This window comes from Rhodanobacter ginsengiterrae (assembly GCF_050026815.1).
GTDB classification, from domain to species: domain Bacteria; phylum Pseudomonadota; class Gammaproteobacteria; order Xanthomonadales; family Rhodanobacteraceae; genus Rhodanobacter; species Rhodanobacter ginsengiterrae.
In genome coordinates, this window is sequence record NZ_JALBWO010000037.1 from 1 (window position 1) to 16,960 (window position 16,960).

The following is a 16,960-nucleotide window of genomic DNA, read 5'->3' on the forward strand; positions in this document are numbered from 1 at the left end:
AACGTTTGACGCCGCATCAACCTGACAAGCAGCACGCAACACGAAGCACAACACGATCGACAGCAGTGGCCCGAAAGCTCAGGGCAAAAGCATCATGCACCCGGGGTTGACCGGAAGTCTCCTAAGGAATTATTAGACCTGTCCCCAGGGTAAATAAAGTCTGAAAGATGGGCTGATCGATCTGAAGGAGTCACCTACTGCGTGAAGCTGTTCTTCAAGGGCGTCGGCGTCGATTGCGCCCCTCTCCGCATCGTGGACCGCGGAGGAGACTCGCTTGTTGCCCGAAAGGATCGCTTCCGCAGCTACGGGATGCCCAAAGTGGGCAAAGTCGCTAGCCACTTGAAAAAGCTTGGCGCTTGAACCGCGATTCACAAGAACGTGGCTAGTTTCCTGCATGTACTCGATGCTATTAACGTGACGAAACAGCTCTGCTCTAAACGAGTCAAACCGATTGCGTCTGGAAATGATGAGTCCAGAGTAAAGCCCGGTTACTAGACCCGAAATTAAGCCCGTACCGAGCCCAATGAGAATGTTTGCACTGAGAGCTTCCATGATTGGCCTAACGCTGGAGTTAAGCGGCGGCGTAGCCGTCCGCCTTGAACGAGTGGCTAAACCCCACCGCGAGGTTCAACCATGAAAAGCGCACACCGCAGGGTTCCTTGGAACAAGGGCAAGTTGGTCGGGCCAACTGTTCTCCCGCGGCCGTGTGAGCCATTTATTTAGGCTTGCTAACCACGTCATGAGGTGGCGTCAACATGTTGTTGCCTGCCGGCGCCGACTCTTTGGCCGCGTGAGGTGGTGTCGCCATGGCTGTAGTAGGCAAGTGCGCATCAAGCGATGTCGTCCGGCTCCCGAGCGGCGATGCGACGCGCAGATGCCACGCCATGCCGAGTACAAGCACCGCAACGATGACAATCAAAACTAGTACGCCATTGAGGGTGCGGTTTTGCTTGTTGACGCGGACGGTGATTTCGGTAAACGCATCAGCAAACCGTGAGGCGACAGCCACGGGTTGCTTGTCCACCAATTCCTTTCGCAGTTTCACTTCGTTCGCGATCGAGCTGACTGAACTTTTCTGATTGCCCACAAGAGCCATCATGAGGGCGGCGAAAATCATGACTCCTACCACAATCGAGACGTTCTTGACGCCATTCCCTGGCTCGAGGCTGCCTGCCGCGAGGATCAACGCGGCGGGCAGTGCCAGGAGTTGATTCTGGATATCGGCGAGTGTCTTGTTTAGGCGTAAGGTGTCGTCGAGGTTTTGCTTTTCGATTTCGGAGCGAACCTTCTGGTAGGAAAAATCGGCAGCGAAAATAGCGTAGGCATCTGTCACCTGCTGCACGAAGAACTCGAACTGATCGATCAATGCGCCCAATGTGGTACGTCCTGGGCCCAGAATATCGATCAGGGCGGCGCGCACCATGTCGCGCTTTTGTTCGCGATGCAAATCGGTTCTTACAAAGTCACTACTGAACTCCTCCAGGCCCGGCAAGGGCCGCAGGTTCGCAGCGGCATAGCGCAAACTGACTTCGATCTTGCGCGTAGGGCTCTCGATGAAGAACAGCGAGGGCGGCACTTTGATCACGTGATCAGCCAATTCCGTGACCAGCGACCACAGCTGAACGGCCTGAAGATATCCCCGTATGAGTTCAGGAACTGGCTCAGCAGGGGTGGTGTAAGCGAGCTCGCGGACGGTAAATGGGTCGGGCACGCGTTCCTGGTTGACGGGGGTGCATACCAGTTGTGCGACGGTCTGATAGACGTTGCCTGCGGCCGGCAAAAATTCAATCGACCGGCTTGCCGCCAAAGTGAGTCCGCACACCTTAGGCGCGGAACGATCAATCTCATCCACCACGGTATCGAAGTCATACGCCAGCGGCAGGATGCCACGATAGGTCCCATTGCCGAGTTCGTGGACACGCTCGAGGTTCGCGAACAACCACCGCGCCCAGTCGTGGGGTGTTTTAGGGAGCGAGGGCATTGTCTTCGATCCCTTGAATCAGCTCGCGCGTCGGATCGCGCAGGATGATCACGTTGGCGTCCGGGTCGTAAGCGACGCGACTTTGCTGCACATCTTCGACCGAGAAGCTGAGCGTGATCGTCTTGCCGATGCGGCCCTGAATGCGCTTGAGTCGATCGAACGTTTTCCGATCCGGCTGGAACCGGTGCGAGAGTTGATATCGATCGGCCAAAGCGGCGTCGCGGATGAAGTCCATAAAGTTGTCCGGGTCTTCCGGCATGATCGCCGCTGCGAGCGTTTGGAGCACGACTTCCTTCCGGTTCTGCGCAAAGCAATCATAAAGTCTTGCACGCATGTCGATCAGCTCGATCCGGCGCGCATCGTCGGTCGTCAGATCTTCCCTCGCCTCGACAAAGTCCGTGGCAGCCTTGATCAACAATTCGGTATGAAACTTGGCGCTCGTGAAATTTTGGCACGCCAGAGCGGTACGGAAGTACTCGGTCACGCTGCCGGCCCGCGACTTGCCGCGGATGAAGGTTAGGTAGGGTTGCACACCGGCCTCGTACTGACTGAGGTTGATTCGCGCCGCTTCGTGCAAGAGATTGATATCGATGTTGAGCGTGGGCTCTAGGTCCAGCGTTTGCTCATTGATACCGGCACCTGGCTTGAGCTTCAGAACAGCGACAAGCAGGTAGTCGTTGTTGTTTTGCGTGTAACGCAAAAAAGCACGAAGCCGCCACTGGCGAGTAGCGTCTTGGCCATTTCCTGCTCGATGAGCCTCAAAGACTTAGTCGTGAACTCGAAAAACGACAGCGCATCCTGATGATATCGAGTCAAAAGGATCGGAAACTGGTGAACGGTCGGGTCTTCACCGAAAGTACCCGTGCTGTTCGAACGCGTGGAGTACATCGCCAACAGCTCCTTGCTGATGGTTCCGAGCGTGTCGTCGATCGGCAGCGGCGTGGTGCGCTCATGCCGGGTGACCGAACCTTCCCCGCGCGTCTGGATGGCCTTGCTCAATTGATGAATTGTCGCTTCCTTGATATCCATGCCGACTCCCCTGTGTCGCTGTCAGCTTACGACGTGTGGACGACCGCCTCAAATCGCCCTGCAGCGGCGAAGCCTAGCCTCACATTCCGTTGTCGCGCACAGTGAGACGCCAGAGCACCTTGCCGTCCTGTGGTTCTAGCGTGCGAACCCGAAGTCGCCAGGCCTACTTGCCGAGGCGTCGAGGGAGCGTTGCTTTCGCGGTGCGCGATGCACCTTCGGTTTGGTGGGGGAACAGATGCCCGCCCTACCCACAATGACACCACCTAATCGCCCTGTCCTACGTCCGCTTCCGGCCAGAAGCGGACGTTGGGAAAGCTTGGCCGACTGTCCGCGTTTGACTGGTTTCTGCCGCTCGCTGCGAGGATGCTGGGGCGGCGGCTTTTGATTCAGAGCGATAGGTCGTTTGTGTTGATTACGCCGATGACCGGTCGCTCAACGTTGAGCTTGGGCCACTGACGTATCGGCGGGGAATGGTACATGCCTCACCTGCAGGTCTGGAACTGATGCTGTTGGTCTTCACGCCTCCGGCGCGGCCACGACACCTGTAGACTCAATCGGCGTACTCGAGGTGCCTTCATGGCCGCGCTCCGAAAGCCTCTTGGTCAGGCTCATCAAATTGCTACTCAATTAACGCAGGCACGTTGAACACGAAACACCTGCATCAGGAAGAAACCACAGCCTACATCGGCCAACAATTCAGGGAGGGAGCTCCAATGACGAATGATCCTGCCGGCTCGACTTGGAAAAAATGGGACTTGCACGTCCACACTCCATCGTCGGTCGTCCACAACTACCCTGGCGCCAGTCAAGACGATGCGTGGGAGGCCTTCCTTCAAGATCTCGAGGCCCTGCCGCCCGAGTTCAAGGCCATCGGCATCAACGACTACATCTTCATCGATGGTTACGAGCGTGCGCGCAAAGCCAAGTCCGAGCAAGGCCGGCTCAAGAACATCGACCTGCTGCTGCCCGTCATCGAGCTGCGCTTGGACAAGTTCGCCGGGGTGGTCAAGAAGGAGAAGGACGGGACCTACTCGCAGTCCGGCTGGAACCGCATCAACCTGCACGTCATCTTCGACGCGATGGACTCCGAGGTCATCCAGCAACAGTTCCTCAACTCGTTGACTCCGAGCTACCAACTGATTCCCGACTCCAGCGACTGGAAGGGCAAGTGGAAAGGCGTCATCACCCGCGACAGCTTGTCCGAACTCGGCAAGATGATCGTGGAGTCGGCGCCGGCCGACAAGCAAGGAGACTATGCGCCGCACTTGCAGGAGGGCTTCAACAACCTGTGCGTGAGCCTGGAAAAGGTGCTCGAGGCGCTCGACAAGCACTACTTCGCCGGCAAATACCTGATCGCTGTGGGCAAGACGGAATGGGACAACCTCAAGTGGGATGACCAGTCCATCGCCGAGAAGCGCAACATCATCAACCAGGCCGACTTGGTCTTCACAGCCTCCGCCAATCCGGCCGCATACGACGCGGCTCGTAAGAAGCTCTCGGAGTCAAACGTCAAGGCCACGCTCCTGGACTGCTCGGATGCCCACGCGCCGAGCAGTTCGGAGAACAAGGATCGCGTCGGAAACTGCTTCACCTGGATCAAGGCCGACGCCACCTTCGACGGCCTCGTCCAAGCCATTACCGAGTTCGAGGACCGCGTGTTCATCGGCGACGCGCCGTCCAAGCGCTTGCTGGTCGAGGCCAACCGCACCAAATACGCGTCCAAAATTCGCATCGGCCGCAAGGCGAGCTCCACGCTGGCCGACACTTGGTTCAACGTGGACATGCCGCTGAGCCATGACTTGGTCGCCATCATCGGCAACAAGGGCAGCGGCAAGAGCGCGATGGCCGACATCGCCGCCCTGGCCGGCGACACCAAGAACTTCAAGAGCTTCTCGTTCCTCAAAGACACGCGGTTTCGCAATCCGAGGAACAAGCTCGCGCAGCACTTCCTCGGCGCGCTGGGATGGCACGATGGCACCGAGTCCGAGCGCCAGCTCGACCAAGACCCGTCCGAGACAAGCGTGGAGCGGGTGAAGTATCTGCCGCAGAGCTACCTCGAGACGCTGTGCAACGAACTCGGCGACGGCGGCTCGGCGACCTTCGACACCGAACTGCGCAAGATCATCTACACGCACGTCCCGGAAGAAGCCCGCCTAGGCTACACCTCGATGGACGAGCTGCTCGACTTTAGAGTCGCCGAGATCGACAGCGCGCGCGAGCAAGTCATCAAGGAAATCTCGAAGGCCAACGCCGAGATTTTGCAGACCGAGCGCCGGCTCACGCCGGAGTTCAAGCAGTCGCTGCAAGAGCAGCTCGACGCCAAGATCGCAGAGTTCAACTCCCTCGTGGCCTCGAAGCCCGCTCAGGTGGAAGATCCCACGGCGTCGGAAGCCGCGCAGGAAGAATCGACAGCGGCCACCGAGAAAATTCAGGCGCTCGAGGACGAACTCAAAAACCTTCGCGAAGAGGAGAAGCTGCTTCGCGACAAGAAGGCTGCCGACGCGAAGTGCCAGGCCGTCTTGAGCCGTATCGCCCAGGCCATCGCCAACCACAAGAAGGCCCACGATCAATTCGTGGCTGAGCTGGCGCCCATGCTGGCCGAGGCTGGCGCGGAGTTGAAAGCCTCCGAGCTGGTCGAGTTGAAGATAGACACCACGAAGATCGACGCGCTGGCCAAGGCCGCCAAAGAGTCGATTGCCGGAGTGGATGCGGCGCTCGCCAATCAAGAGCTCACGGGCCTCTCCAAGCGGCGCGAGGTGGCCGAGGTGGCAATGGCTGAAATCAAGAGCAAGCTCGGCGAGAAGCAGCGCTTGTTCATCATCTTCAGGGACCAGATCGCCAAATGGGAGCAGGCCAAGGAGGAGCTTGTCGGCAACAAGCACAAGCCCCAGTCGATTGAATGGTTCAAGGCCGAGATCGAATCCTTGGCCGTCCTGCCCGACAAACTAGCGGCGCTGCGCGCAAACCGGGTGGAGTTGGCCAGGGCCGTCCACGAGCAGATCGGCAAGACCGTCGAGGAATACCGCCGCCTGTATGAGCCGGTGCAGCAGTTCGTCAAGTCCGCCGCCCAGTTGGAGATGCACCTGCCTCTGGACTTCGACGTGCGCATCGAAGAGTCGAACTTCCAGGAGCAGTTCTTCCCTCGCATCAATCGGCAGTCGCGGGGCAGCTTCTCAGGCGTGGACGAGAGCAATCAGCTCATGCGCGGGCTGCTCATGGAGGTCAACTTCGGAGATGTGGACTCGACGCTGAAATTCCTCGAGACCATCGACGACATGCTGCACTTCGACCGGCGCGAGTCCGGCGCTGGCCGCGAGACCCGGATCGTCGATCAGCTCCGCAAGGGTGGCGAGCCCCAAGACATCCTCGACTACCTCTACGGCATGAGCTATTTGGCGCCGAGGTATTCGCTGACGTTCGACCAGCAAGAGATCAGCCAGCTCTCGCCCGGCGAGCGTGGCCTGCTTTTGCTCGTCTTCTACCTGCTCGTGGACAAGGACGACATCCCGATCATCATCGACCAGCCCGAGGAGAACCTAGACAACCAGACCATCTTCAAGGTGCTTGTTAAGTGCATCAAGGCGGCCAAGCAACGGCGCCAAGTCATTATGGTGACGCACAACCCGAACTTGGCGGTGGTCTGCGACGCCGAGCAAATCATTTGCGCGACCTGTGACAAGGCGACCAATACGTTCAATTACGTCTCTGGCGGCATCGAGTCGCCAGTGATCAAGAGGACAGTCGTTGAAATTCTTGAGGGCACCGAACCTGCCTTTAAGAATCGGAAGCGCAAGTACGGTCTTTGATGGAGATGCACTGGTGCACAAGGCTTTGAAGTCACAGTCATTGGGTACGCTGGCCGGACCGCAGAACCGCTTGTCCCACTCACTGACCCACAAGCGGAGCGCGCAGGTCCACCAGGACTGAACGCATCAGGGATCAAAGCCGAATGGCCGCAACTCCCGGAGGCGCGGGGCGCAGCCCACGAGACCGGAGGCGGCACGCCGAAACACTTCAAAGAAGCCGGTGGCCACTGCGCCACACCCTATTCAGCAGACCGTCCTCGAAACAGGACAGCGAGCTTCGACAATCGAGCGGCTTTCGGGTCAACAACACGCACGAGGATCCCGACAGGCATTCGGACTCCTGATCTACTCTCGCGGCTAACCCCGCCTGGGACAGCTTCGATAGATGTTCTTAGATCTCTCGGAAGCCTTGAAAGCAGCAGCGGGAAGAGGTTCCTTTAACTTCATTTGATCCGAGTAGCGGCGGTCGAATGAATCGCGACTCATGCGGCGGAATGACGTGTTCTCGATGGACGGACCTCGGACGAGATTTGCCGAGCCGGCGTAGACCTCGCTCCAGTTTTCTGAGATGCCGGCATAGAACTTGGCATGGAAGTCCTGCTTGCTTTGCCCAGCGGAGACGACCTTGTTCTCCAAGCCGAAGTTCTCAAGCACATCCGAAGGCAACCCTGCGTCCGCCAGCACCCTGCGGTAGCTCTTCCATGTCGTCGACCGGGTGAGGAAGATAGCGATCTGCGGATCGAGCAGACCGAGGAGCCATTCCCAGATCGTCAACTGCTCTGCGGCCGACATGTATTGGTGGCCGACGAATGGAGAAGCGACGAGTACCTGGTCGGCCAAGAGGTTCCAGCGCAGGATTAGCTTGCCGAGCAGATCCATCGCATCGGTCTTCGAACGGATTCCGTCCAGCACCTCTCCCAGTTCCACTCCGCTGACATCTGCGAGGATGTAGTCCTCCAGCCTCGGCCGCTTCGCGGGGTCGATCAGGAAGCGCGTATACAGCGTGGCCGTATGGGACAGGCTGCAGGAACACTCGAAGGCGACATCCACCGTCATATAGTGCGCGTTGAAGTGGCCCTTGAGGGCATAGTTCAAGTGACTCGTGAATTCGCCCTGTATGTCTTCGAATTCAGCAGCTAGCTGTTTATAGGCGAGTTCATCCAGCGGTTGCCCGCAGGGGCATTCGTAGAGTGCGCAGCTCGCCAGGTCGTACACCAACGCTAGGCGGTTCAAGTCCAGCCGGTAGATCGCGATCTCGGTCGCCACGGGGTGCGGGGACTCGTCGACGTCGTCCTCGCTTCTGTTCACGATGTCGACCTGCGCATCCGCGTACGAGTCGAAGACGTCGTGCAAGCCGGGAATGCAGAAAATCTCCCTGCACTCCATACACCTCACCTCCCAGTACCCTGGATCATTGATGATCGGATGCCGCAGATTGGTGTAGTGGTGCGGTTTACTACACCCCGGGCACTTCGCGACCATCGAGCGCGTACGGTCGGAGGTTAAGCTTTCCAGGCTGAACATCAATCAATCCCGAGGGGCAGTTCGGCAATATTGCGGGCTTCGCGGCGTTGTGGCCAGACCGCCCGCGCGATGTCGGCATTCCTATGAAGCCGGCAATCGCTCGCGCGTTGGGGTCACTCCCTCAAACGCGAGCAAGGTCGCAATATAAGACAAACCAATCGACCAGGACGAAGAGACATGGAATGCGCCGCTCCGAGCAATCGAGTCACCTTGAAGGTGAAGATAACCCGCGATGCGAAAGCGCGTCGCAAGATCGTGACGCTGGACAAGAGTGGCCTGGCTCGGATCAAGAACTGGAACGCGACCGCGTGCGTCTATGTGATCGTCAGCAATAAGATCATTCAGTACGTGGGCTGCTCGTCAAGCAACTTCTTCGGACGCTTCACCTACGGGATAAGCCAAGCCCACGCAAAAGGGTACCGCTGGCCGACATATGACGGGCCATACCAGCTATTCATCTGGAAAATCGCCGAATCTCGCCATTTCGTGGAAGCTGTCGAAGCAGAGGTCGCGTTCCTCCACCGCGCGGTACTCGGAGATTGGCCCATCGAACTCAACCAGATATCGCCGAAACGGCATCTAGTCCACGCCGGGGCGTCTGCGTTCGGAAAATCATTGGCCTTCGGCATCTACTCTTGGTTGATACGCAAGGGATATGTTATCTCCAATGGCGACGACGTCACCTTCCTGAGGCTGCTACGAGACCGCTCGATCATCTGCTGAAAGCAAGGCGGACGTCCGTGTTCAAGTCGGTATCTGCCCCGGACGCGCGGCACAGAGACCGAAAAGGTAGCGCCAAGCCCGCCCGCTTCCTGCGTCGCGACAAGCTCAGTCATGCCGCCACCCGGCCCTGCACGATCAGGACACCGTGATCAGCTTCAGTATCCGCTCGGCGGGCCGGTACTCAAGGACGACCACCATGCGCTCCGGCGGCCCGTCCTGCCGCGGGAACTCGAGCATGATGTTGAACTTGCTGAGCCGGTGCGTGTCCTCGTCGACCCATTCCATGTTGTAGAGGTAGCTCATCCGCAGCTTCTCGCGGATGGCGGCCTCCAGCTCGGCCTTGGTCAGGCCGTCGAGGCCGGCCCTCCTAAGCTTTCCCAGCTTGGCGGTCTTGAGGTACTTGTCGAATTTATCGTCGCCTATGGCGACCGTGAACTCAGCGAGCGGCGCGACCTCCTCTGACATCGACCGCAGCGCGATCTCCAAGTCGTCGTCCGATTCCTGCAGGAACATCTGCTCGGGCTTGTAGGACAGGAAGGTGCTGAAGTACATCGACTGGAGGCTCTTCAGCCGAAGCCCGAGCGCGGTGTAGTCGAGGAGATGGAGGTTATGGTTCTCGGTGTTCGGGCGGTCATCCTCGTGACCGAGGATCACAGTGCCGCCCTGCTTGATCGTCAGGTGAACCAGGCGCATCGAGACGAAGGTCTTGGCCAGACTCGCATAGGTGCAGGGGACGTAGCCGAGATAGGCATTGTTCTCCCGTAGCTTGCCGTCGATGGCGGCGATGCTCGCTGCCGAGAGGTTGTTGACGTAGAGGACGTAGCAGAAGCACGGGTGCTTGAAATCGAGGTCCTTGGCGACCACCGCCGAACGGGCCAGCAGCGGGCGCGCGATCTCGTCCCGATCGTCGACCAGCTCGCCGCCCAGGATGCTGTGGGTCGTCTTGGGGTCGAGCGCCCTTAAAAGCGCATCGGCACATTCCACGCCCGGCACGAACGTGTTGTCGCAGCGGTCTTCGTCGAACAGAAACGCCGCCTCGTGCTTGGTCGGCTGCGGGGTCAGCGCGCTTCGCAGGGAGGCGTAGTCGATGCGCTTCGCGCGAAGGATGTCTAGCAGATCGCGGTGGAAGTGCTGGATTTCCCGAAAGGTCTGCGCATCGACCCACGCGAAGTGCTCGCGGAGGGTCGAGAGCATGACGTTACCGCGCGAGTTGAGCGTATGGATGCCGGCCATATCCGGAGAAAACACCAGCCGCCCTAGATCGTCAAGGCGCGGTCAGGGCCGGGCCCGGCAGGCTCGAGGGACCCGATTTCCGACGACCGGGACCTGAGCCCTGACTCAGCCGCGAACCACCAGGGGTTCGCCGTTCTCATCGAGATGGGCCGCCAGACAGAATATGCGCGCGCGATGGGCTTCGGGCACCGATTCCGCCCAGGTCTTCGGCGAATCGATGTTGATGAAAACGCCGAGCGGGTAGTTCAGGGCGTCGATCATCGCGACCAGGTTCCTGAACGCGTTGGCGGCGGTGTCGGGAGTGGCACGTCGCTTAAGCTCCATCGCCGCATGGTTGCCCTCATCCCGACCACGATGCCGACTAGGATCGAACGGCTCGTGGAGAATGATGTCTGGACGGATCCGCAGACCATGCTCTGCCAACCTCTTCTGGTACTCCTCCCGAAGCAACGCGCCCTCCGGCAGCGCCATGTCCCGCAGCCGCAGCCGCAGTTGCGCGTATAACTCGCCTTGGAACCCTCGCTCATCCTCGTAGTAGTGCGGGTCCGTGACCGAAGTCAGCGCCGCTGCGATGACGTTCAATAGCTCTTTGCTGTCCATACGAGGAACCTTAGGCTGTACCGCGCCCACTAGCGGCTGCGAATCCTAACTCAAACTCGCTATGCGCCAGCTAGTCGGATGTCTCCTTTGGGTCGACAAGAGACGGTCAACTAATTGGCCACCCGTGTAGCAAACTGGGTCAAGTCGTTTCGCGAGCATCGTCAACAGTGGTGACGATCTGCGCCGCTGTGCAGGAAGGCATCGAAAAATCGTTTTAGAGCGTCCCCGAATCGCATTCGAAGGCGATGGTCGTGCATGGTCCGTTCCTGTGCCTACAACGAAGTGACTAGAGAGAAACGCGCAACGAAACACAACGAACTCGAATCAGAAACAAAAACGGCTGGCATACCAAATGGCATACCAGCCGCTCTTGCTTACAAATAAATTGTTGTCAATCAACAACTTATTCCACGGTGTTGGCGGAGAGAGAGGGATTCGAACCCTCGATCAGGTGTTTAGCCCGATACTCCCTTAGCAGGGGAGCCCCTTCGGCCACTCGGGCATCTCTCCGGGGTTTTGTTCCGCATTGCTGCGGAGCCGGCAAGGATACTGACCGGCGCGGTCGAGGTAAAGGCTTAATTCACTCGATCAGTGTTCGACGGACTCATCGGAGCCACTGCCGGGTTCGCCTTCGCCCTTGATGCGCTGATAGATCTCTTCGCGATGCACAGCCACGGTCTTCGGTGCATTGATACCGATGCGCACCTGATTGCCTTTCACGCCAAGAACGGTGACGGTCACCTCGTCGCCGATCATCAGGGTCTCACCGACCCTGCGGGTCAGAATCAACATGATTTTGCTACTCCATAAAAGCTGTTGGTCACAGGCCTGCAGATCGACGCTGCCTCACCCCTGAGCGTCCGTCTTTCCGCAGTTCGACGAATGATCCGTCGAAGGCCCTACCGCCTTCCCGGCTCACAGCCAAAACACTCCATTAGCGTCCTGACTGGCGACGCGGCCTTTCTCGACCGCGTCGACACTGTTTTGATAGTAACTGAGCACGATTCTCCGGCGCAATCCGCCGACATCGTGACGAATGGCACGTGCAAGCGCCGGCGAAGGCTAACGCGCCGAAATCCACTGCGGCAATGCCGCCAGCAGCGCTGGCAGGTCGGGCGTGTCCATTCCGCCGCCCTGGGCCATGTCCGGTCGGCCACCGCCCTTGCCGTCGATCTGACTGGCCACGTGCGCCACGACGTCGCCTGCCTTGACCCGGGTCAGCGCCTTGCCGTGTACCCCGGCGATCAGTGAAACGCGACCATCTGCCGCACCGGCGAGCAGGATCACGCAGTCGCCGAGCTGCTGCTTCAGCTGATCGATGCTGTCGCGCAACGACTTGGCATCGAGTCCTTCCAGGCGCGCGGCAACCACCTTGATGCCATCGACCTCCATGGCCGAAGCGGCCAGGTCGGCGGTGGCGGAGCCGGCCGCCTTGCTGCGCAGCGATTCCAGTTCGCGCTCGAGTTTTTTCTGCCGATCGAACAGCTGCCGCAGCTTTTCCACCGCGTCGTCGCCACTGCTGGAAAGCAGTTGCGAGAACTCCGCGAGACGGCGTTCCTCGTCGGCCACATGCGCCAGCGCGCCGGCGCCGGTGACCGCCTCGATGCGGCGCACGCCGGAGGCCACGCCAGCCTCGCTGACGATCTTGAACAGGCCGATGTCGCCGGTGCGTCCTACGTGCGTGCCACCGCACAGCTCGGTCGAAAAATCGCCCATCTTGAGCACGCGCACCTCGTCGCCGTACTTCTCGCCGAACAACGCCATCGCGCCGAATTCGATCGCCTGGTCGTAGCCCATGTTGTGGGTCTCGGCCACCGCATTGCGGCGCACCTCGGCATTCACCATCGACTCGATTCGGGCCAGCTCGTCGTGGCTCATCGGCTTGTGGTGCGAGAAATCGAAACGCAGTCGCTCGGCCGCGACCAGCGAGCCCTTCTGCGTGACATGGGTACCCAGCACCTGACGCAGCGCCGCGTGCAGCAAATGGGTGGCTGAGTGGTTGAGCACGATCGCCTGGCGTCGCGAGGCATCGACTTCGGCGTCGACCACATCGCCGCTGCGCAGCGGCTGCGCGCCGTGCCAGCGACCGGCGTGACCAAAGAACACCCCACCCATCTTCAGCGTGTCGCTGACCTCGAAACGACCGGATGCGGCGGACAGCGTGCCGGTGTCGCCGACCTGGCCGCCCGACTCGGCATAGAACGGCGTGCGATCGAGGATCAGCAGACCCTCCTCGCCCTCGGCCAACCGGTCCACCTGCTTGCCGCCGCGCACAATGCCGAGCACCTTGCTGCCGGCACCGTGCAATGCCTCATAACCCAGAAAGGCGGTGGGCGGGAGCTGGCTGGCCAGCTCGGCCGGCATCTGGCCCCTGGCTTCGAACTTGCCGGCGGCGCGGGCACGTTCGCGCTGTTCGTTCATGGCCCGCTCGAAGCCGGCCATGTCGACGTCAAGCCCGCGTTCGCGCGCGATATCGGCGGTCAGGTCGACCGGGAAGCCGTAAGTGTCGTACAGGCGGAACGCGTCGACGCCGGGAATGGTCTTGCCCGACTTTCCGGCTACCTCGTCGAACAGGCGCATGCCGTGTTCCAGCGTCTCGCCGAAGCGCTGCTCCTCGGTGCGCAGCGCATCCTCGACGAACGCCTGTTTCGCCCGCAGTTCGGGATACGCTTCGCCCATTTCCTCGACCAGCGGCCGCACCATCTTCCAGAAGAAGTCGCCACGCACGCCGAGCATCCAGCCATGCCGCAGCGCACGGCGGATGATTCGGCGCAGGACGTAGCCGCGCCCCTCGTTGGACGGCAGCACGCCGTCGACGATCAGGAAGGAACAGGCGCGGATATGGTCGGCAATCACGCGCAGCGACTTGTTGGAGAGATCCTGCGTGCCGGTAAGTTCGCCAGCAACGCGGATCAAGTGCGCAAACAGGTCGATCTCGTAGTTCGAATGCACGTGCTGCAGCACCGCGGCCAGGCGCTCCAGGCCCATGCCGGTATCCACGCACGGCGCCGGCAGCGGGCTCAGCGTGCCATCAGGCGCACGGTCGAACTGCATGAACACCAGGTTCCAGATCTCGATGTAGCGGTCGCCATCCTCGTCCGGCGAACCGGGCGGACCGCCGGCGATGTCCGCGCCGTGGTCGTAGAAGATCTCGGTGCATGGGCCGCACGGGCCGGTATCGGCCATCTGCCAGAAATTGTCCGAGGCATACGGCGCGCCCTTGTTGTCGCCGATTCGCACGATGCGTTCGGCGGGTACGCCGACCTGCTTGTTCCAGATGTCGAAGGCTTCGTCATCGGTGTGGTAGACGGTGACCCACAGCTTGTCCGCCGGCAGCTTGAAGACTTCGGTCAGCAGTTCCCATGCGTAGGCGATCGCGTCGCGCTTGAAGTAGTCGCCGAACGACCAGTTGCCCAGCATCTCGAAGAAGGTGTGGTGGCGCGCGGTATAGCCCACCGCGTCGAGATCGTTGTGCTTGCCGCCCGCGCGCAGGCAGCGCTGCACGTCGGCGGCGCGCACGTAACCTGGTTTCTCGCTGCCGAGGAACACGTTCTTGAACTGCACCATGCCGGAGTTGGTAAACAGCAAGGTCGGGTCGCTGGATGGCACCAGCGAGCTGGACGGCACGATGGTGTGGTCCCTGGAACGAAAATAGTCGAGAAAGGCGGAGCGGATTTCGGAGGTTTTCATGCGGATCGCGATGGCTGGCGGCAAAGGCCACGCCGCGATCGAGCCAATCGCTCCGTCAATCCATGGCCGTTGGGCGAGGGGTCTCAGGAAATGTCGTCGGCGTCGTCCACGTCGGCGTGGGTGACACTCCGTACTGTGGCGGCCGCAAAGCCGCGACGCAAGAGGAACTGCGCCCGGCGGGCCCGGTCGGCGGGGTCTGCATGGGCTGCACCGCCATAACGACGGCGAAGCTGGGCGGCAGCGGACGCGTCCCAGTCAACCTCGGCGGCGTCCAGCAACTGGCGAATGCGCGCGTCGGACAAACCGTGGGTTTTCAGCTCCATCCTCAATCGCATCGGGCCGTAACCTTGTGCAATCCGGCTGCGCAGCAGCACTTCGCCGAAGCGGTCGTCATCCTGGTAATGCTGTTCGCCAAGACGATCGATCGCCTCACTGGTTTCGTCGCCCTCGTAACCGCCCTGGCGCAGCTTGGTTTTCAGCTCCTTGCGCGAATGTTCGCGACGGGCCAGCAGCCCGAGCGCCTTGTCGTAGGCGCTGCGCTTCGGCTTGGCGGGGGCGTCCTTGCCGGGCGGACGCTTCATGACCATGCAAACGGACATGGTCCGGGCAAGCCGGACCATGTTTTCTGCAGCAGACTGTTACAAGTCACCGCTCACACTTCCTCGAGCGCCTCTTCCGCTGCCGCAGCGGCAGGCTTGCCGACCGGCACCAGCAGGCGGGCACGCAGCTCGGCATCCACTTCGTTGGCGATGGCCGGGTTGTCGCGCAGGAACTGGCGCACGTTTTCCTTGCCCTGGCCGATGCGGTCGCCCTTGTAGCTGTACCAGGCGCCGGACTTGTCGATCAGGTTTTCGCGCACGCCCAGCTCGATGATCTCGCCCTCGCGCGAAGTGCCCTCGCCGTACAGGATCTCGAACTCGGCCTGGCGGAACGGCGGCGCCACCTTGTTCTTGACCACCTTGACGCGGGTTTCCGAACCGATGATCTCGTCACCCTTCTTCACCGCGCCGATGCGGCGGATGTCCAGCCGCACCGAGGCGTAGAACTTCAGCGCGTTGCCGCCGGTGGTGGTTTCCGGGCTGCCGAACATCACGCCGATCTTCATGCGGATCTGGTTGATGAAGATCACCAGCGTGCCGGACTTCTTGATGTTGGCGGTGAGCTTGCGCAGCGCCTGGCTCATCAGGCGGGCGTGCAGGCCCACATGGGAGTCGCCCATCTCGCCCTCGATTTCCGCCTTGGGGGTCAGCGCGGCGACCGAGTCGACCACGACCATGTCCACCGCGCCCGAACGCACCAGCATGTCGGCGATCTCCAGCGCCTGCTCGCCGGTGTCCGGCTGCGACACCAGCAGGTCGTCGACCTTGACGCCGAGCTTTTCCGCGTAGGTCGGGTCGAGCGCGTGCTCGGCGTCGATGAACGCGGCGGTGCCGCCGGCGCGCTGGCAGCTGGCGATCGCCTGCAGGGTCATGGTGGTCTTGCCGGACGACTCCGGGCCGTAGATCTCGACCACGCGGCCACGCGGCAGGCCGCCGACGCCCAGCGCAATGTCCAGCCCCAGCGAACCGGTGGAAACCGTCTCGATGGCTTCGTTGACGCGATCGCCCATGCGCATGATCGCGCCCTTGCCGAACTGCTTTTCGATCTGGCCGAGGGCGGAAGTGAGCGCCTTGCGCTTGTTGTCATCCATCGTCTTTGTTCCGGTTGGGCTGTGAATGGGAAGCATGATGCCCGGGTCGAATCTCACGGGCTGCGATCTGCGCCATCGACGCGAATCGGCGTTTGCGCAAGCAGTATCCCACACCGGTCAAGCCGGTCTGGCGGCGGAGCGCGCTTCATTCGGTCAGCGCTTTGCGCAGGCCGATGAGCGCGGCCGCCACCGTCTGTCGGCGTACCGCCTCACGATCACCGGGAAAATGGAACAGCTTCGCGTGGCCGTAGCCACCGCGACGCTTCCAGCCGATCCACACCGTGCCCACCGGCTTGTCCGGAGTGCCGCCGGATGGCCCGGCGATCCCGGTTACCGCCACCGCCACCCCGGCGCCGAACCGCGCCAGCGCACCGGAGACCATCTCCAGCACGGTCTCCTCGCTGACCGCACCGGCATGTTCCAGCGTGCGCGGATTGACCCCGAGCAGGGCTTCCTTTGCCTCGTAGCTATAGGTCACCACGCCGGCATCGAACCAGGCCGAGCTGCCTGGCAGGTCGGTCAGGGTCTTGGCGATCCAGCCGCCGCTGCACGATTCGGCCGTTACCAGCATCAGCCGGCAGCGCTGCACCTCGGCAGCAACCTCGCCTGCCAGCTGAAACAGCTCGGCATCGGTAGGAACAGACGACAACTCCATGCGAGACTCCCGGGACTTGAATGCACTTT

The 16,960-nt window shown here is 61.0% G+C and carries 12 protein-coding genes, 1 tRNA gene and 1 pseudogene; 3 read left to right on the forward strand and 11 right to left on the reverse strand.

All coding sequences use genetic code 11. From position 1 onward, the window contains the following. Nucleotides 1–201 precede the first annotated feature (201 nt). A complete protein-coding gene (locus ACQGNJ_RS02075; RefSeq protein ID WP_426687572.1) occupies nt 202–360 on the forward strand; it encodes a hypothetical protein in 159 nt (52 codons plus the stop codon). Between the two features lie 355 nt (nt 361–715). Here the strand turns inward: ACQGNJ_RS02075 and ACQGNJ_RS02080 are convergent, their stop codons facing one another. Together ACQGNJ_RS02080 and ACQGNJ_RS02085 are read right to left on the reverse strand one after the other, a co-directional pair. Then, on the reverse strand, nt 716–1,981 hold the full coding sequence (locus ACQGNJ_RS02080) for a hypothetical protein (RefSeq protein WP_426687573.1): 1,266 nt from the start codon (nt 1,979–1,981) through the stop codon (nt 716–718). Beyond that, a pseudogene (locus ACQGNJ_RS02085) lies at nt 1,965–3,010 on the reverse strand (nucleoid-associated protein). Before ACQGNJ_RS02085 ends, ACQGNJ_RS02080 begins: the two are co-directional and overlap by 17 nt. A gap of 713 nt (nt 3,011–3,723) precedes the next feature. Here ACQGNJ_RS02085 and ACQGNJ_RS02090 point away from each other — a divergent pair. Next, nucleotides 3,724–6,816, forward strand: a complete 3,093-nt coding sequence (locus tag ACQGNJ_RS02090) for a TrlF family AAA-like ATPase (protein WP_426687610.1) — start codon at nt 3,724–3,726, stop codon at nt 6,814–6,816. Between the two features lie 357 nt (nt 6,817–7,173). On the opposite strand, the gene ACQGNJ_RS02095 is transcribed toward ACQGNJ_RS02090, so the two are convergent. Next, entirely contained in the window at nt 7,174–8,340 is a 1,167-nt protein-coding gene (locus tag ACQGNJ_RS02095) for a phospholipase D-like domain-containing protein (RefSeq protein ID WP_426687574.1), read from the reverse strand. Between the two features lie 177 nt (nt 8,341–8,517). On the opposite strand from ACQGNJ_RS02095, the gene ACQGNJ_RS02100 reads away from it, so the two are divergent. Then, complete coding sequence (locus ACQGNJ_RS02100) at nt 8,518–9,063, forward strand: hypothetical protein (protein ID WP_426687575.1); 546 nt, start codon at nt 8,518–8,520, stop codon at nt 9,061–9,063. 135 nt (nt 9,064–9,198) lie between these two features. Here ACQGNJ_RS02100 and ACQGNJ_RS02105 read toward each other — a convergent pair whose 3' ends face one another. The 8 genes from ACQGNJ_RS02105 to ACQGNJ_RS02140 all read right to left on the reverse strand — a co-directional run bounded on the left by ACQGNJ_RS02105 (nt 9,199) and on the right by ACQGNJ_RS02140 (nt 16,931). Then, nucleotides 9,199–10,257, reverse strand: a complete 1,059-nt coding sequence (locus ACQGNJ_RS02105; protein WP_426687576.1) for a hypothetical protein — start codon at nt 10,255–10,257, stop codon at nt 9,199–9,201. Between the two features lie 144 nt (nt 10,258–10,401). Beyond that, complete coding sequence (locus tag ACQGNJ_RS02110) at nt 10,402–10,896, reverse strand: hypothetical protein (RefSeq protein WP_426687577.1); 495 nt, start codon at nt 10,894–10,896, stop codon at nt 10,402–10,404. 417 nt (nt 10,897–11,313) lie between these two features. Continuing rightward, a tRNA-Ser gene (locus ACQGNJ_RS02115) sits at nt 11,314–11,406 on the reverse strand. 78 nt (nt 11,407–11,484) lie between these two features. Continuing rightward, nucleotides 11,485–11,688, reverse strand: a complete 204-nt coding sequence (csrA, locus tag ACQGNJ_RS02120) for a carbon storage regulator CsrA (RefSeq protein ID WP_426687578.1) — start codon at nt 11,686–11,688, stop codon at nt 11,485–11,487. A gap of 270 nt (nt 11,689–11,958) precedes the next feature. Continuing rightward, on the reverse strand, nt 11,959–14,586 hold the full coding sequence (gene alaS, locus ACQGNJ_RS02125) for an alanine--tRNA ligase (protein WP_426687579.1): 2,628 nt from the start codon (nt 14,584–14,586) through the stop codon (nt 11,959–11,961). A gap of 83 nt (nt 14,587–14,669) precedes the next feature. Next, nucleotides 14,670–15,206 (reverse strand): regulatory protein RecX, encoded by a 537-nt coding sequence (locus ACQGNJ_RS02130; protein WP_426687580.1) that lies wholly within the window; start codon nt 15,204–15,206, stop codon nt 14,670–14,672. A 32-nt stretch (nt 15,207–15,238) separates the two neighbouring features. Next, nucleotides 15,239–16,276: a recombinase RecA gene (recA, locus tag ACQGNJ_RS02135; RefSeq protein WP_426687581.1), complete on the reverse strand. Its 1,038-nt coding sequence runs from the start codon at nt 16,274–16,276 to the stop codon at nt 15,239–15,241. A gap of 145 nt (nt 16,277–16,421) precedes the next feature. Further along, a complete protein-coding gene (locus ACQGNJ_RS02140; RefSeq protein ID WP_426687582.1) occupies nt 16,422–16,931 on the reverse strand; it encodes a CinA family protein in 510 nt (169 codons plus the stop codon). Nucleotides 16,932–16,960 lie beyond the last annotated feature (29 nt).